Consider the following 15,671-nt stretch of genomic DNA (forward strand, 5'->3'; position numbering starts at 1 on the left):
TATGCCGAAGCGCACCGACATCAAATCCGTGATGGTCATCGGCTCCGGCCCGATCGTAATCGGTCAGGCTGCAGAGTTCGATTACTCGGGCACCCAGGCATGCCGCGTCCTTCGTGAGGAAGGCATCCGCGTCATCCTCGTCAACTCGAACCCGGCCACCATCATGACCGACCCCGAGATGGCCGACGCCACCTACATCGAACCGATTGCCACCCCGATTCTCGAGCAAATCATCGCCAAGGAACGTCCGGACGCACTGCTGCCGACCCTCGGTGGCCAGACTGCACTGAATGCCGCTATGGCACTGGGCGAGGCCGGCGTACTGAAGAAGTACAACGTCGAGCTCATCGGCGCATCCCTGGAAGCCATCGACCGTGGCGAGGACCGTGAACTGTTCAAGAAGGTCGTGGATGAAGCAGGTGCCGAATCCGCACGTTCCCGCATCGCTCACAGCCTTGAAGAATGCGATCGCATTGCCGAAGAGCTCGGCTACCCGCTGGTCGTGCGCCCGAGCTTTACGATGGGTGGTCTGGGTTCCGGCATCGCTCACGATGAAGAGGAGTTGCACCGCATCGCCGGCGCCGGCATCCACTACTCTCCGACCGATGAGGTGCTGATCGAAGAAGGCATCGAGGGTTGGAAGGAATTCGAGCTCGAGCTCATGCGCGACCGCAACGACAATGTTGTGGTTGTCTGCCCGATTGAAAACGTTGACCCGGTGGGCGTGCACACGGGTGATTCCATCACCGTGGCCCCCTGCTTCACGCTGACCGATCGCGAATACCAGAAGCTGCGCGATATCGGTATCGCTATCATCCGCGGTGTGGGCGTGGATACCGGTGGCTGCAACATTCAGTTCGCCATTCACCCGGACACCGGCCGCATCATCGTTATCGAGATGAATCCGCGTGTTTCCCGTTCCTCCGCACTGGCTTCCAAGGCTACCGGTTTCCCGATCGCTAAGATCGCCACCAAGCTGGCCCTCGGCTACACGCTGGACGAAATTCGCAACGACATCACCCAGTCCACCCCGGCTTCCTTCGAGCCGACCATCGACTACGTGGTCACCAAGGTGCCGCGCTTCGCATTCGAGAAGTTCCCGGGTGCCGATCCGACCTTGACCACCTCCATGAAGTCGGTGGGCGAGGCTATGGCTCTGGCAGGCAACTTCCAGGAGTCTCTGGGCAAGGCCATGCGGTCCATCGATAAGCGCCACATGGGCTTCAACTGGGATGGCGAGAAGCCGTCCGCTGAAGAAGTCGCCGAGTTGCTTGAAAAGGTGCATGTGCCGACTGAGCATCGCTACCTGCAGCTGATGCGCGCCATCTGGGGTGGTGCCACCGTCGAGCAGTTGTATGCGGCCACCAAGATCGATCCGTGGTTCTTGAAGCAGATCACGCTGATTAACGACATGGCCATGACCGTTCGCGCGGCTGAAACCCTGACGCCGAAGCTGCTGAAGAAGGCTAAGCTCGCGGGCCTATCCGACGTGCAGATCGCACACCTGCGTGGTCTGGGCGACGAAGGCGAGAACACCATTCGTGAACTGCGCTGGAATTACGGCATCCGCCCGGTCTACAAGACTGTGGATACCTGCGCCGCTGAGTTCGATGCCGCTACGCCGTACTACTACTCTTGCTACGCCGACGAAACCGAACTTCGCCCGCGTGAGCGCGAAGCCGTGATCATCCTTGGCTCCGGCCCGAACCGTATTGGTCAGGGCATCGAGTTCGACTACACCTGCGTACACGCGGTGCAGGAGCTCGGCAAGGACTATGACACCATCATGGTCAACTGCAACCCGGAGACCGTGTCCACCGATTACGACATGTCCGACCGCCTCTACTTCGAGCCGCTTACCTTCGAAGACGTGCTCGAAATCTACGAGGCCGAAAAGAAGATGGGCCCGGTCAAAGGTGTTATCGTGCAGCTCGGCGGTCAGACACCGCTCTCGCTTGCAGCTCGTCTGAAGGCTGCTGGCGTGCCGATCTTGGGCACCACGCCGGAATCCATCGACTTGGCTGAGAACCGTGAGCTCTTCGGCGAGGTGCTGAAGAAGGCTGAGATGAACGCACCGCGTTACGGCACCGCTCTGAGCCTTGAAGAGGCTATGGACGCAGCCCACCGCATCGGCTACCCGGTGCTGGTGCGCCCGAGCTACGTGCTCGGCGGCCGCGGCATGGAAATCGTCTACGACGACAAGCAGCTCACCAAGTACGTGGATCGCGCACTGGCCGAAGCTCAGGCCGATACTGTGGTTTCCGGTCGTCTGCCATCCCCGCTGCTCATCGACAAGTTCCTGCAGGATGCCATCGAAATCGACGTCGACGCACTGTTTGACGGTGAAGAACTGTACATCGGCGGCATTATGGAACACGTCGAGGAGGCTGGCGTGCACTCTGGTGACGCCGCCTGCACTCTGCCTCCGTCCACCCTGTCCGACGATCAGATTCGTCGCCTCAGGGAAGGTACCTATGCCATCGCTAAGGGTTGCCATGTGCAGGGCCTGATCAACGTGCAGTACGCCTTCATGGCCAACACGCTGTACGTAATCGAAGCTAACCCGCGCGCTTCCCGTACCGTGCCGTTCGCGTCCAAGGCCACCGGCGTGGCTCTGGCCAAGGCTGCAGCCCGCATCATGGCCGGCGAAACCATCGAAGACCAGCGCAAGAACGGTCTGCTGCTGCCCAAGGGCGATGGTGGCGTGATGCACCGCGGTCAGCAGGTGGCGGTCAAGGAATCCGTGATGCCGTTCAAGCGCTTCCGCACCCCGGTGGGCAAGACCGTGGATATTCTTCTCGGACCTGAGATGCGCTCCACTGGTGAGGTTATGGGCTTCGACCGTGACTTCCCGCACGCATTCGCCAAGAGCCAGCTTGCTGCTTACGAAGGTGGCCTGCCGACCTCTGGCAACGTGTTCATCTCCGTGAACGACACCGACAAGCGTCAGCTGCCGCTGCTCGCCGTACGTCTGGTGGAACTCGGCTTCAAGATTTGGGCAACCGAAGGCACCGCCTCCGTGCTGCGCCGTTACGGCATCGACTCCAACATTGTCGACAAGATCAGCACGCGTATGGATACCGATCCGGAAGCACCGGTGGTTGTGCACCATGCCGAAGGATCCGTGGGCAAGAACGTGGTTCAGCTCATCGAGGACGGCAAGATCGATATGATCCTCAACACGCCGAACTCCCGTGGCTCCCGTTCCGACGGCTACTCCATCCGTGCGGCCGCTATTGCCGCCGATTTGCCGCAGTTCACCACCGTTACGGAATTCCAAGCCGCACTGCTCGCCATCGAGGCCGTGAAGCATAATGATTACCAGATCATGAGCATCCAGGATCATTCGAAGCAGCTGTTCGAATTGGAGAGACAGGAGTTCTGATGGTTACCACTAGCGGCGAGGAGCTACAAGCTCAGCGTTCCGATTTCGGTTTACGATTGAGCAATTCGATGGCCAAGTATGGACCATTATGCGTAGGCATTGATCCACATCGAAAGCTCCTCACCGATTGGGGGTATAATGTCGACGCCGAAGGTGCCGAACTCTTCTCCATGCGTATGCTGCAGGCCGCTAACGGCAGAGCTGCAGCGGTGAAATTCCAGTCGTCCATGTTCGAACGTTACGGGTCCAAGGGATTCGAAGCGCTCGAGCGTGTGCTCTATGCGGCACGCCAGATGGGTGTTATCACCATCGTCGACTGCCTGCACGGTGGCCTGTCCACCACCATCTCCGCCATTGCCGACGCCTACTTCAAGCCGGGCGCACCAATGTTGGCTGATGCCATCACGCTGCTGCCATACTATGGTGCACGTTCCTTGAACGGTCTGATTTCCGAAGCATTGGAAAACGGGCGTGGTGTGTTCATTGCATCACTGACCTCGAACCCTGAAGGCATGAGCCTGCAGACGTCGATTCGTCAAAGTGGCGAATACAAGGGGCGTACCGTGGCCTATGGCATCGCATCCACCGCGCAGAAGCATAATGCCGGCATTGAAGGCATGGGTTCTGTGGGTCTGATTATCGGTGCGACCATCGGCCAGTGGATGCAGGATTCCGGTGTGGATCCCTCCAAGTTCACCGGCCCGATTTTGTCTCCCGGTTACGGCTGGCAAGGCGCGGAAGCCAAGGATCTGAAGACCGTGTTCAAGGGCACTCGTGGCAACGTGCTGGTCACGGTGTCCCGCTTCATTGCTTCGCATGGCCCGGATATCGCGGCGCTGAGCCAAGCAACCGAATCCATTGCCTTGGACGTGCGCCAGGCACTGCTTGAAGCCACTGTTGAAGGCGAGAATACCCAAACAAAATAACGTGGGTAATGGCTCTGTATATCTGCATAAGCGATATACGCATAAACGGGTCATAAGAATCCAGTCGGCGTGACTGCAAAACACGCACAGAATATATCGGCATTTCGTAATAACAATGCCGATATTTTCATTACGAATCCAGGTCGTTATCGAGGAGGAACTATGAGCGAACATGCGCCTACAGGCCGTTTGATTGTGCTGACTGGCCCGACCGCTGTGGGCAAGGGAACCGTTGAGGCGAAGCTGCGCGCCGACCATCCGGAGGTGTGGGTTTCGGTTTCCGCCACCACACGTCAGCCACGCCCGGGCGAGGTCAATGGTGTGAACTATTGGTTCCTGACGGAAGATGAATTCGTGGCTAGGGAAAAGGCCGACGAATTCCTGGAAACCGCCGTGGTGCACGGCATGGCTCACTATGGCACCCTGTTGAAGCCGGTCGAAGAACACTTGGCTCAGGGCGTGCCCACGATACTTGAAATCGATTTGCAAGGTGCACGTCGCGTCAAGCAGCGCGCCGCCGAACTCGGCCTTGAAGTAGTGTATGTGTTCATCGCGCCGCCGAGTTTCGAGGAATTGAAGCGCCGTCTCATCGGTCGCGGCACCGAAACCCCGGAGCAGCAGGCTCGCCGCCTGGAAACCGCGAAGGTCGAATTGGCCGCGGAAAACGAATTCGATGTGACCATCGTCAATAACACCGTCGACCAGGCTGCTGAAGATCTCTGGAACGTTATCGCCAAGGAATACGGCCTGTAAACGCCCCGCACATAGGCAAAGAACAGCTCCATACATTTATCGGCGGTTCTTACTTAACAAATCGGTGGAATGCTCCTACCGTATGAGGTATGAGCATTCCAACCAAATATCCAATGAAGCAATATCTGGCTGGCATCGTTGAAGCTCTGAAGTCCGCTCCAGGCAATGGTGCCAACCCCAATGATGTGGAAACCATTCGTTTCTACTCTGAACTTGGCAATGACGCGCCCGACTCGCAATGGCCGAACGTGTTGGTAGCCATCGCACATGTCACCAAGGCCGCTTCTTATGACCCGCAGGTCAAGAAAGCTTTCGCTGATGCAGGCGGTTTCGGCTATGTGAAAGATGCTCAGCACGCCATTATGGAGTCGTTGACCGTGGATGCTGAAAAACTAGTCGCCAAACGCGGGTGACCACAGCTAAGCACATGAAGCCCCTCACAAAGAGGGGCTTCATTGGTATTGCCTCGAATTACCGAAGCACAAGTTGCTGATGAAGGATCTCGGCACTGGTTTTCGCCGGCACTGTTCGCCAATCAATAGTTGAAGCCTCGCAATGCTCCGCGGTGTACTGATGCATCCATTCCAAGCATTCCTGTGTCTGAATGGCATCGCTTAATGCGCGGTGCTCCTCGTTGTCCGCAATGCCAAATCGCACGATGAGATCAGCCAAACGATGATGTTTGAACTCGGGGAACAATACTCGACTAATCTGCATGGTGTCATAATCCATGCAAGCAAACGGTGAACCTGCAATATGACGGGTGTTGTAATCAAGGAACCGCAAATCAAAACTGACATTATGGCCGACAATCGGTTCGGCAATGGATTCCCGCTGCGAATCGGCAGCAAGCCAATTGATAAACCGGGGGAGCACATCGTCAATCGGATCCAGATTCGCCACCATAGCATCGTTAATACCGGTCAACGCCGTGATCTGCCGGGGGATCGGACGCAGCGGATTCACCAGTTCCTGAAACTGTTCGACAATCCGCCCATCGCGCACGCGGACGGCACCGATCTCCGTAATCGCACAACGATTCGGGTAGAAACCGGTGGTCTCCAAATCCAGCGTCACATAATCGCGAGGAAAACCTAATACATCCAGTTCAGATGGTGCCTCGTGCTGCATTGCCTTGGTTCCATTAGGCCTTCCGAAAACAGTAATGCCGGAATTTGTCACGATGGCTCCTCGCTGCTGTAAGTATCAGTCCACATGGTTGCATGCATGCTGCACATGCTCGCTTGGATATTGTAACGGAATCGACATAGTAAGACCCCGTTGGTGTGGCTATATCATGCTGCTGAATCAGCTGACTACACTCCAACGGGGCCGAGGCTAGTGGAGCCGGATTGCGGGAATTACTTCGTTTGTTCGGTGATGATATCCTGCAGCTTATCGGTCAGATCGTTGAGTTCCTTTGATGGATTCGCGTTGTCTTCCGCATCCCTGAACTCATCGCTGAGTTTGGTTGAGGCATCGTAGGGGAACTGCAAATCATAGAATTTGCTGATGAGGCTATACATCTGGTCGTAGGCGTCGGTACCGTATTCGATGGTGTTCGGATCGCCCAACGTCTGCATTTGCTTGAGAATGTCGCTTGCCGAAGCTAAATAGTCCTTGAGTGATTTCGCATATTCCGGAATGCCGCTGACCTTGGAATCCGTGAGCTTATCCAAAGCGGCGGTGCATTCAGAAATGTAGGTATCGTACTCGCTGTAAAAACCGCTGTCATACAGTGATGCGGTAGGCGCTTCATCGCAAGCTTTAGTAGCTTCACTCATAGGCACGGCGGTGTCGGCAAGATTATTCGCCCAAGTGGAGAATTTCTTAGCCTTGGCCTGATACTTGTCAAACGCCTGCTTGACATCCTCATCCTTCTGATAGGCCTTCATCTGAGTGAACTGAGTGTTCGCATCATCGAATGCCTTCACCTTGGTTTTGATTTTGGCTGCATCATCCTTAGTGAATTTGGAGGATGAACTATACGACGTAGCCATAGCATCAACCAGGCTGGCGGAAACCTTGCTGTACTTCGTGTACATTGCCGTGGTTTGCTGGTGCGCGTCAATATAGTCGTCTTGAGTGAGCGAACCGGGCTTCACCACGAACACCACAATAAGAATGATGACGACGACAGCTGCAACAGCGCCAACGATGATGCCGATAAGCGACTTCTGCGAGAGTTTCTTCTTAGGTGCCGGAACGCCAGGTTGCTGTGGATAGCCGGGAATTGGATGGCCAGGTGGCACTGGTGCGCCGGGACGCGCAGGCATGGGCTGCTGCCATACCGGAATGTTGTGCCCCGGTTGTACAGGCTGCCCCTGACTATTCGGCGCGAATTGATGCTGATTGGGAATTGGCTGGCCCGATTGCTGCCAAGGCGCGGACTGCCCGGATGGTCCTTGAACAGGCTGCTGTGGGTAATAGTGCGGCTGGCCTGGCTGGTTAACCGGGCTAGTCTGGTTTGGCACCGGCTGTTGCCAAGATGCTGGTGATTGTTGCCAAGGTTGTGGCTGCTGCGGCTGCACCGGAACAGCCTGTTGTTGCCAGGGCTGAGGCTGACTCAGCTGAGGCTGATTGGGTAGCGGTTGCGCTGGCCCGGAAGCAGGTTGGGTATCAGGTGCTGGAGTTGTCGATTGATCGAACGGTATCTGCTCATTGCTGTGCTTGGCATCGTCTCTGGTATGTTCATCGCTCATGAACGTGAGTCCTTTCTCTCAGCATTCGCCTTAGCCCAACTTTGGACTCCCCAAAAGTGAATGCGTACACACAGCCTATCACCGCTTGTGATGGTTCAGAAGGCAACGGTGGTATTTCGCAGATTGCCAGAACAATGTGTGCGGGTTGCACGTTACGGCTGGTATGCCTCGTCATCGTATATATTGGTGTGGTTGGTACGGGCGGAAAGCGGGAATAACATGAAGCGGATTGTGGCGGGCATTGTGGCGCATGTGGACGCTGGAAAAACCACACTATCCGAGGCGCTGCTATATCGTTCCGGTGAGATCCGCAAGCTTGGCCGCGTGGATCATGGTGATGCCTTTTTGGATACGAATGCGTTGGAGAAGGCGCGAGGCATCACCATTTTCGCGCATCAGGCGTTGGTGGAACACGGCAATCTCAAGCTCACATTGCTGGATACGCCGGGCCATGTGGATTTTGCCGCCGAAACCGAGCGTGTATTGAATGTGCTGGATTACGCGATTCTGGTGGTCTCCGGTACTGATGGTGTACAGGGCCATACGGAAACGTTGTGGCGCTTGCTGGCGCGGTACCGTGTGCCGACGTTCATCTTCGTCAACAAATGCGATGCTGCAGGGTTTGATAGGGAAGCGGTGCTGGCGCAACTGCGCAAACGGTTAAGTGATGCGGTGTTCCCATTTCCGCAAATCGATGATTGTGCCGATGCCACAGTGGATTTCGGCAATGACGCTGAAGACATCGCCACGCTTGATGAGCAGGCGATGAATGAATACCTGGAACAAGGCGTAATAACGATTGAACGAGTACGTCGGATGGTTCAATCGCGTGAGCTGTTCCCCGTATACTTCGGCTCGGCTTTGAAGCTCGAAGGTGTGGAGGAATTCCTTGACGGCATGGAGGTATTCACTCGGGAGCCTAATTGGCCGAATGATTTTGGTGCGCAAGTATTCAAAATCGCGCACGATAATCAGCACAATCGTATGACATGGTTGCGCGTAACCGGTGGCGTACTGAAGGCCAAAGCAATGGTGAGCGGTAATGCTGCCGGCGCGTTTGCACAGTCGGATGGCGAACAGTGGCAGGAAAAAATCGATCAGGTACGTATCTATAACGGAGCCAAATTCGAGACCGTGACTGAGGTGTCGGCAGGCGGCGTGTGTGCGGTCACCGGTCTGACCCATACATTCCCGGGGGCCGGATTGGGTGCTGAATCCAATGCCGAAGCGCCGGCATTGCAGCCAGTGCTCACCTATACGGTATTGCCGGCCGAGGCAGCTGGTCTGTCTGACCTCGCGGCTTCCGGCAAAACATCAGCGACGGGGGAGCGCGGCAATACAGCGCCCGATGGTGAGGATACGGAAGAATCCGCTGATGCTCAGGAATCATCACCCACCGAGCCGGTGATGCGCCCGAAGTTTGATGATTTGACTTTGCATAAGGTACTTGCCGCCTTGCGTGAACTTGAGGATGAAGATCCGCTGTTGCATGTGGTTTGGGTGGAACGTCTGCAGGAAATCCATGTGCAGCTGATGGGTGCGGTGCAACTGGAGATTATTCAGCAGACATTGTCCGAACGATTCGGATTGGATGTGGTCTTTGGTGCAGGTTCGATTCTGTACCGCGAAACGATTACCGCGCCGATTGAAGGCGCTGGACATTTCGAACCATTGCGTCACTATGCCGAAGCGCATATTCTGCTGGAGCCCGGGGAGCCGGGCAGTGGCGTGAACGTAACCTCTGCTATGTCCGAAAACGATTTGGATCGCAATTGGCAGCGACTGATTCTCACCCATTTGACCGAACGTGAACATGTGGGCGTGCTGATTGGGGCGCCACTTACCGATATCAAGATGACCTTGGTGGCTGGCAAAGCACATTTGAAACATACGGAAGGCGGTGACTTCCGCCAAGCCACGTACCGCGCGATTCGCCAAGGATTGATGGAAGCACATGCCGGTGTGATTGGCCATCCGCAAACGCCGGTTGATGAACGCCCGGATACCAGTGAAGCGGGCAATTGCCGCATTCTGGAACCGTGGTATCGGTTCAGGTTGGAAGTGCCGAGCGAGATGATCGGCCGTGCGATGAGTGATATTCAGCGTATGGCAGGCACTTTCGATTCACCTGCTGATGATGGCGAATATGCGATGATTACGGGTTCCGCTCCAGTTTCCGAAATGCGTGATTACGCAATGGACGTCAGCCAGTACACGCATGGCCGCGGCCGATTCTCCGCAACTTTCGGCGGATACCGGCCATGCCATAACGAGAATCAGGTGATTCGCGCAGCGCAATATGATCCGGAATCAGACTTGGACAATACTCCGGATTCGGTGTTCTGTGCCCACGGAGCCGGCTACCCAGTCAAATGGTACAAAGTGCCCGAATTCAAACACCTCGATTACGCCTACCAAATCTGAGGGCGAACGAAGTTGTTTGACTCCAGGAACCGTTGAATATCGCGCATTTCCGGCATGTTGATGGAGTGCGCCATACCAGGGTAGATCTGCTCGGTCAGTTTGCTATGGGCAGCCCAGAAGTCACTCATGGCCTGTACATCGGCAACAGGGAAAATATCGTCGATTGCGCCGTGGCCATAGAACACCGGGCGTTGCAGGGTCTTGAGTTCTTCATCGCCGGGCATTGCGCCCGGAGCTAGCCAGCCGGAGCAGGAGACAGCGGCCGCATACCGTTCAGGGTTGAAGCGCAGCATATGGCAGGCCAATAGCCCACCTTGCGAGAATCCCAGCGTCACCACGGGGCGACTGGCAGGAATGTTCTCACTGACCCACGTATCGATGGCTTGCGCGGCTTCGAGCGCTTGGTGTTCGAGCGAAGTGCCTTCCGGCACGCCCTCGTGAGCCCAATCGCCAAACCATGTGTACCCCATGCCATAAGCGATAGGTGCCTGCAAACTGGCGTAATCAGCCGAGCCCGCGCCGCAATAGTTCAATAAATCAGGCAAATCATACTCATTGGAACCCCAACCATGCAGCAGCAGGAACACAGGAGCGGAATCCGGGCCCTTCAAACGGGTCAAAGCCTTCGTGATCTTCATAATTTCCATAGTCTAGTAGCCTCATCGCTCACACTGCACTCATAAGACCCTATAACCAACCTCTATAACCAAACGGTATCGTTGAGCGCTGAAATACTTTACGATTACCAGCGGGGGCTTGAATATATCGATTATTCAGCCCCCGAATCGTTTCTTGCACATGATGCCTTGTCCGATTGCGGCATCGTGATCATGATGAACGCCATTGAAGAGACTAAGAGACAACAAGACATGAGAGAGCTGAAGAGAAAGGAGTGCGTCCGTGGCTTTTGACTGGTCATTTGTACAACGCTACGCACCCTTCTTCGTCAACGGCACCCTAATGACCATATTCATTTCGGTGTTTGGCATCCTGCTTGCCATCGCAGTGGGACTGATTTGTGCTGGCATAGAAATCGCTCGTATTCCAGTGGCCCGTCAGATAGTGCGCGTGTACATTGAGCTGAGCCGTAACACCCCGCTGCTGGTGCAACTGTATTTCCTATACTTCGGTCTGCCCAAGCTGGGTGTGGTCTGGTCGGCCGAAACCTGCGCCATCGTCGGTCTCGGATTCCTTGGCGGCTCCTATATGGCCGAAGCCATGCGCGGCGGATTGGAATCAGTGCCGAATGTGCAGCGCGAAACCGCTTATGTGCTGGGCTTGACCCCACTGCAATCCATTACCCGAGTAGTGCTGCCGCAAGCCATTTCCACCGCGGTACCCGGACTGGTGGCCAACGTGATCTTCCTGTTCAAGGAATCCAGTGTGGTTTCCGCCATCGCGCTCGCGGACGTGATGTATATGGCCAAGGATCTGATCGGCATGTATTACAGCACCTATGAGTCACTGTTCATGTTGATCGTGGCCTACTTGGTGATTCTGCTGCCGATTTCCATCTTTGGCACATGGCTGGAGCGGAGGTTCGACTATGCACGGCGCTGAAATACTGCTTCAGCCGGGAGTCTTCCCCCGTTTGCTGCAAGGACTGTGGGTCACCGTTTGGATTGCCGGCGTATCTGTAGGCGTATCCATTCCCGTGGGCCTGCTGGTCGGCTAGCTGATGACATTGAAGAATCCGGTGGTGCGCGCCATCATGCGCGTTTACCTTGACTTCATTCGCATCATGCCGCAGTTGGCCTTGCTATTCCTCGCCTACTACGGTTTTGCCCGCTGGTTCGACTGGAATCTGGATGCCACCGGTGCTTGCGTGCTCGTGTTCATTCTGTGGGGCGGCGCGGAACTTGGCGATCTGGTGCGCGGTGCATTGCAGTCGATTCCCAAAGCGCAATACGAATCCAGCTATGTGCTTGGTTTGAGCCCGTGGCAGACGTTCTCCCGCGTGATTCTGCCGCAGGCTGTGCGCAGACTGCTGCCGGCCAGCGTGAACCTGGCCACGCGCATTGTGAAAACCACTTCATTGGCTGTGCTGCTTGGTGTGGTCGAAGTGATCAAGGTGGGCCAGCAGATTATCGACGCCAACCGCTTCCAATTCCCCACAGGCACCCTGTGGATCTATGGAGCAATCTTCTTCATGTACTTCATTGTGTGCTGGCCGCTATCCATCGTGGCCCGCCGTCTGGAAAAGAGGTGGTCACATGACTGAACAAACCCTGCCCAACGCAGTCAATTCCGAAGCTATTGCAGCATTCGAGACTTCCAGGCCTTCCGCGGTATCCGACTGCAAAGGTTTCGAAGTCAAGCATTTGGTCAAGCAGTATGCCAATGCGGACAAGCCGGTACTGGACGATATCTCCTTCAAAGTAGAGCACGGCACCGTGCTGGTGGTGCTCGGGCCCTCCGGCTCCGGAAAATCCACGCTATTGCGCACTCTCGCCGGTCTTGAGCCGATTCAGGGCGGCACCATCTCCATCAATGAGAAGGTAATTGACGAAGGCAAGCCCGGCACTGAAAAAGCCGGACGCTCCAATCGTTCCAGTGAATTGCGTACGCGCATCGGCATGGTGTTCCAAAGCTACGACCTGTTCCCGAACAAAACCGTGCTGGGCAACATTACGATGGCTCCGGTGCTCGTACAGAAGCGAGACAAGGCGGAAGTCGAAGCTGAAGCGCTGAAGCTACTCGAACGAGTGGGCCTTGCCGATCGCAAGGACGCATGGCCGCACGAGCTTTCCGGCGGTCAGCGGCAGCGCGTCGCCATCTGCCGAGCATTGATTCTGCACCCGGAAGTACTGCTGCTCGATGAGATCACCGCAGCACTTGACCCGGAAATGGTGCGTGAAGTGCTTGACGTAGTGCTTGAACTGGCCAAGGCCGGGCAGACCATGCTCATCGTGACCCATGAAATGCAGTTCGCCTGCGCTATTGCCGACCATGTGATTCTGCTGGATGGCGGCCACATCGTCGAGGAATCACATGATGCTCACGCGTTCTTTGCCCACCCGCAAACCGAACGCGCCCAGCAGTTCCTGCGCACCTTCGAATTTGAGTGACTTCATAACTGAACTGGATAACTGAATACCCATCACAACCAAGAAATAAATAGCAATAAGAGAGAAGGGAAGAGCCAATGACCATCAAGATTGGCAAAGCTTTCAAGACAATCATCGCCACCGGAGCGGCCCTGATGATGGCCGTCTCCGTGGCCGCATGCGGTCCGAGCGCCGGAACCCCGTCCGATTCCGCATCCTCCGATTCCAGCTCCTCCAGCTCCAGCGCAAACGCCAAGGCCCGCACGCTGGATGAGATCAAGAAGAGCGGCAAGATCAAGATTGCCGTCTTCTCCGATAAGGCTCCGTTCGGCTATGTGGACCAGGATGGCAAGTACCAGGGCTACGACGTGGTCTTCGCCGAGCGTCTGGCCAAGGATTTGGGCGTTGACGTGGAATACACTTCGGTAGACCCGGCCGCTCGCGTGGACGTGCTCACCTCCAACAAGGTGGATTTGGTGCTCGCCAACTTCACCGTGACCGATGAGCGCGCCGAAAAGGTGGACTTCGCCAAGCCATACATGAAGGTGGCGCTCGGCGTGGTCTCCCCAGAGAACGCTCAGATTACCGATGTGAGCCAGCTGGATGGCAAGACCCTGATTATCGCCAAGGGCACCACCGCCGAAACCTGGTTCGAGAAAAACGCTCCGAACGTTACGCTGCAGAAGTACGACCAGTATGCTGACGCCTACAATGCACTGCTGGACGGCCGCGGCGACGCCTTCTCCACCGACAACACCGAGGTGCTGGCTTGGGCCAAGGCCAACAAGGGCTTCAAGGTGGGCATCACCCACTTGGGCGATGATGACACCATTGCTCCCGCCGTGCAGAAGGGCAACAAGGAGCTGCTCGACTTCGTGAACGAGGAAATCGCCAAGCTTGGTGAAGAGAACTTCTTCCACAAGGATTACGAGCAGACCCTCGAGCCGGTCTACGGCGACGAAGTCGACCCCGATGAGATTGTGGTAGAAAACGGAGAGGTCTGATACATAGCCTTCCATAACCAACACATATAACAACGCCGGCCTTAAGGCCGGCGTTTTGCGTTATGGTCGAAATTGTGCCAAGCAAGGAATGTCCTTGCCACATAAGGCCAATGAATTCTAGCAACTCAAAGGGGGTGCGCAATGACCAGGTTCAACACTCAGCTTGTCCACGGACTGCCGGTTGACGATAACAACACCGGAGCCGTGAACCCGCCGATCTACAACTCCACGACATATGCCTTCGAGAGGGTCGATGCGATGCCTCGCTATGACTATGCTCGAAGCGGCAATCCAACCCGCGATTTTCTTGAGCGCCAAATCGCGCAGCTCGAGGAAGGCACGCGAGGATTCGCCTTCGCTTCCGGCCTTGCCGCGATTCACGCCGTGCTTTCCATCTTCAAGCCGGGCGACCGCATTGTAGTGGGAGACAATATCTACGGTGGTACTTACTCGCAGCTCAATGAATTCTTTACCCGCTGGGGCCTGCAAGTCGACGCTGTCGATACACAGGACCTGACCGCTCTCACCGCAGCCGTGCAGGGCGATCCCGAGAACGGCATCGCGCCAGCACAGGCCGTCTACTTTGAAACCATCACCAACCCATTGCTCAAAGTCAACGATGTGCGCGGCATCGCCGCAGTCGCCCACCGTTTCGGCGCGCTGACCATCGTGGATAACACATTCGTCACCCCATATCTGCAAAAGCCGCTTTCCCTCGGTGCGGACGTGGTGATTCACTCCGCCACCAAGTACTTGGCTGGTCACTCCGACGTGAACGCCGGCTTGGTAGTGGCATCCGGCGAGGATTTGGCCAACCGTATCTACTTTGCGCAGAATCGTCTGGGTGGCGTTCTGGCGCCGGCCGAATGCGATGCGGTACGCCGTGGCATTCAGACCCTCGCTCTGCGCATGGATCGTCAGCAGGAGAACGCGCTCGCCGTGGGTCGCTACCTGCTCGCTCACCCACTGGTGAAGTCCGTGCATTACCCAGGTCTTCCAGGAGCCGGAGACCAGCGTCTTGCTGCCAAAGGTTTGAAGGGTGCCGGTGGCGTACTGAGCTTTGAGGTTGTTCCGGGAGTCGATCCCGCGGACCTGCTCAATAATCTGCATGTATTCCGTCTGGCCGTTTCACTGGGCGCGGTCGAATCCCTGGCCGAACTGCCTTGTCGTATGACCCACTTCGAACTGCCACGCGAAGAACGCCTCAAAGTCGGTATCACCGATGAACTGGTACGTCTGTCTTTGGGCATCGAAGATGCGGCCGACCTCATCGAAGATTTGGGACAGGCGTTCGATATCGCCTATGAGCAGTACCTCAAGCGTCATACCGGCTCTGACGTGTTTGCACAAATAACGGAGGAGGCATTCGCCTGACGCCTGGCGAATACACAATACACTTCCCAGACTATCGCAGACATGAATTGGGGCTG

Annotated in this window: 12 protein-coding genes and 1 pseudogene; 10 read left to right on the plus strand and 3 right to left on the minus strand. The window is 56.2% G+C overall.

The features are described from left to right. The first annotated feature begins 1 nt into the window (after window position 1). The 4 genes from carB to Tam1G_RS00685 all read left to right on the plus strand — a co-directional run bounded on the left by carB (window position 2) and on the right by Tam1G_RS00685 (window position 5,477). Window positions 2–3,385, plus strand: a complete 3,384-nt coding sequence (gene carB, locus Tam1G_RS00670; protein ID WP_101625093.1) for a carbamoyl-phosphate synthase large subunit — start codon at window positions 2–4, stop codon at window positions 3,383–3,385. Beyond that, entirely contained in the window at window positions 3,385–4,311 is a 927-nt protein-coding gene (gene pyrF / locus Tam1G_RS00675) for an orotidine-5'-phosphate decarboxylase (protein ID WP_101625094.1), read from the plus strand. Before carB ends, pyrF begins: the two co-directional genes overlap by 1 nt. 162 nt (window positions 4,312–4,473) lie before the next feature. Next, window positions 4,474–5,064, plus strand: coding sequence for a guanylate kinase (gmk, locus tag Tam1G_RS00680; protein ID WP_101625095.1), 591 nt, complete (start codon window positions 4,474–4,476; stop codon window positions 5,062–5,064). A gap of 89 nt (window positions 5,065–5,153) precedes the next feature. Continuing rightward, on the plus strand, window positions 5,154–5,477 hold the full coding sequence (locus Tam1G_RS00685; protein WP_033889689.1) for a hypothetical protein: 324 nt from the start codon (window positions 5,154–5,156) through the stop codon (window positions 5,475–5,477). A 58-nt stretch (window positions 5,478–5,535) separates the two neighbouring features. Here the strand turns inward: Tam1G_RS00685 and Tam1G_RS00690 are convergent, their stop codons facing one another. Both Tam1G_RS00690 and Tam1G_RS00695 read right to left on the minus strand, forming a co-directional pair. After that, window positions 5,536–6,246 (minus strand): 3'-5' exonuclease, encoded by a 711-nt coding sequence (locus Tam1G_RS00690; protein WP_165781850.1) that lies wholly within the window; start codon window positions 6,244–6,246, stop codon window positions 5,536–5,538. Between the two features lie 179 nt (window positions 6,247–6,425). Then, the gene (locus Tam1G_RS00695) at window positions 6,426–7,766 is read right to left on the minus strand and encodes a hypothetical protein (RefSeq protein WP_133124954.1); all 1,341 of its coding nucleotides are present in this window, start codon (window positions 7,764–7,766) and stop codon (window positions 6,426–6,428) included. Between the two features lie 219 nt (window positions 7,767–7,985). On the opposite strand from Tam1G_RS00695, the gene Tam1G_RS00700 reads away from it, so the two are divergent. After that, the gene (locus tag Tam1G_RS00700) at window positions 7,986–10,190 is read left to right on the plus strand and encodes a GTP-binding protein (RefSeq protein ID WP_101625098.1); all 2,205 of its coding nucleotides are present in this window, start codon (window positions 7,986–7,988) and stop codon (window positions 10,188–10,190) included. On the opposite strand, the gene Tam1G_RS00705 is transcribed toward Tam1G_RS00700, so the two are convergent. Beyond that, window positions 10,178–10,828, minus strand: coding sequence for an alpha/beta hydrolase (locus Tam1G_RS00705; RefSeq protein WP_101625119.1), 651 nt, complete (start codon window positions 10,826–10,828; stop codon window positions 10,178–10,180). The genes Tam1G_RS00700 and Tam1G_RS00705 overlap by 13 nt on opposite strands. A gap of 262 nt (window positions 10,829–11,090) precedes the next feature. Here Tam1G_RS00705 and Tam1G_RS00715 point away from each other — a divergent pair, with 262 nt between their 5' ends. The 5 genes and pseudogenes from Tam1G_RS00715 to Tam1G_RS00735 all read left to right on the plus strand — a co-directional run bounded on the left by Tam1G_RS00715 (window position 11,091) and on the right by Tam1G_RS00735 (window position 15,615). Further along, complete coding sequence (locus Tam1G_RS00715; protein ID WP_101625100.1) at window positions 11,091–11,750, plus strand: amino acid ABC transporter permease; 660 nt, start codon at window positions 11,091–11,093, stop codon at window positions 11,748–11,750. Then, window positions 11,737–12,411: pseudogene (locus Tam1G_RS00720) on the plus strand (amino acid ABC transporter permease). Before Tam1G_RS00715 ends, Tam1G_RS00720 begins: the two are co-directional and overlap by 14 nt. Then, a complete protein-coding gene (locus tag Tam1G_RS00725) occupies window positions 12,404–13,258 on the plus strand; it encodes an amino acid ABC transporter ATP-binding protein (protein ID WP_242689659.1) in 855 nt (284 codons plus the stop codon). The pseudogene Tam1G_RS00720 and the gene Tam1G_RS00725 overlap by 8 nt, the downstream one beginning before the upstream one ends. 77 nt (window positions 13,259–13,335) lie before the next feature. After that, complete coding sequence (locus tag Tam1G_RS00730) at window positions 13,336–14,241, plus strand: cysteine ABC transporter substrate-binding protein (RefSeq protein ID WP_101625101.1); 906 nt, start codon at window positions 13,336–13,338, stop codon at window positions 14,239–14,241. Between the two features lie 141 nt (window positions 14,242–14,382). Continuing rightward, complete coding sequence (locus Tam1G_RS00735; RefSeq protein ID WP_101625102.1) at window positions 14,383–15,615, plus strand: trans-sulfuration enzyme family protein; 1,233 nt, start codon at window positions 14,383–14,385, stop codon at window positions 15,613–15,615. Window positions 15,616–15,671: the final 56 nt, after the last annotated feature.

The sequence above is a fragment of the Bifidobacterium imperatoris genome (assembly GCF_002860405.1).
Lineage (GTDB): Bacteria > Actinomycetota > Actinomycetes > Actinomycetales > Bifidobacteriaceae > Bifidobacterium > Bifidobacterium imperatoris.

Excerpts from the sequence above, each read along its gene's own strand:
- Tam1G_RS00700 (WP_101625098.1), top strand. The coding sequence starts at position 7,986 with ATGAAGCGGATTGTGGCGGGCATTGTGGCGCATGTGGACGCTGGAAAA.
- gmk (WP_101625095.1), top strand. The coding sequence starts at position 4,474 with ATGAGCGAACATGCGCCTACAGGCCGTTTGATTGTGCTGACTGGCCCG.
- pyrF (WP_101625094.1), top strand. The coding sequence starts at position 3,385 with ATGGTTACCACTAGCGGCGAGGAGCTACAAGCTCAGCGTTCCGATTTC.
- Tam1G_RS00725 (WP_242689659.1), top strand. The coding sequence starts at position 12,404 with ATGACTGAACAAACCCTGCCCAACGCAGTCAATTCCGAAGCTATTGCA.
- Tam1G_RS00730 (WP_101625101.1), top strand. The coding sequence starts at position 13,336 with ATGACCATCAAGATTGGCAAAGCTTTCAAGACAATCATCGCCACCGGA.
- Tam1G_RS00705 (WP_101625119.1), bottom strand. The coding sequence starts at position 10,828 with ATGAAGATCACGAAGGCTTTGACCCGTTTGAAGGGCCCGGATTCCGCT.
- Tam1G_RS00695 (WP_133124954.1), bottom strand. The coding sequence starts at position 7,766 with ATGAGCGATGAACATACCAGAGACGATGCCAAGCACAGCAATGAGCAG.
- carB (WP_101625093.1), top strand. The coding sequence starts at position 2 with ATGCCGAAGCGCACCGACATCAAATCCGTGATGGTCATCGGCTCCGGC.
- Tam1G_RS00735 (WP_101625102.1), top strand. The coding sequence starts at position 14,383 with ATGACCAGGTTCAACACTCAGCTTGTCCACGGACTGCCGGTTGACGAT.
- Tam1G_RS00685 (WP_033889689.1), top strand. The coding sequence starts at position 5,154 with ATGAGCATTCCAACCAAATATCCAATGAAGCAATATCTGGCTGGCATC.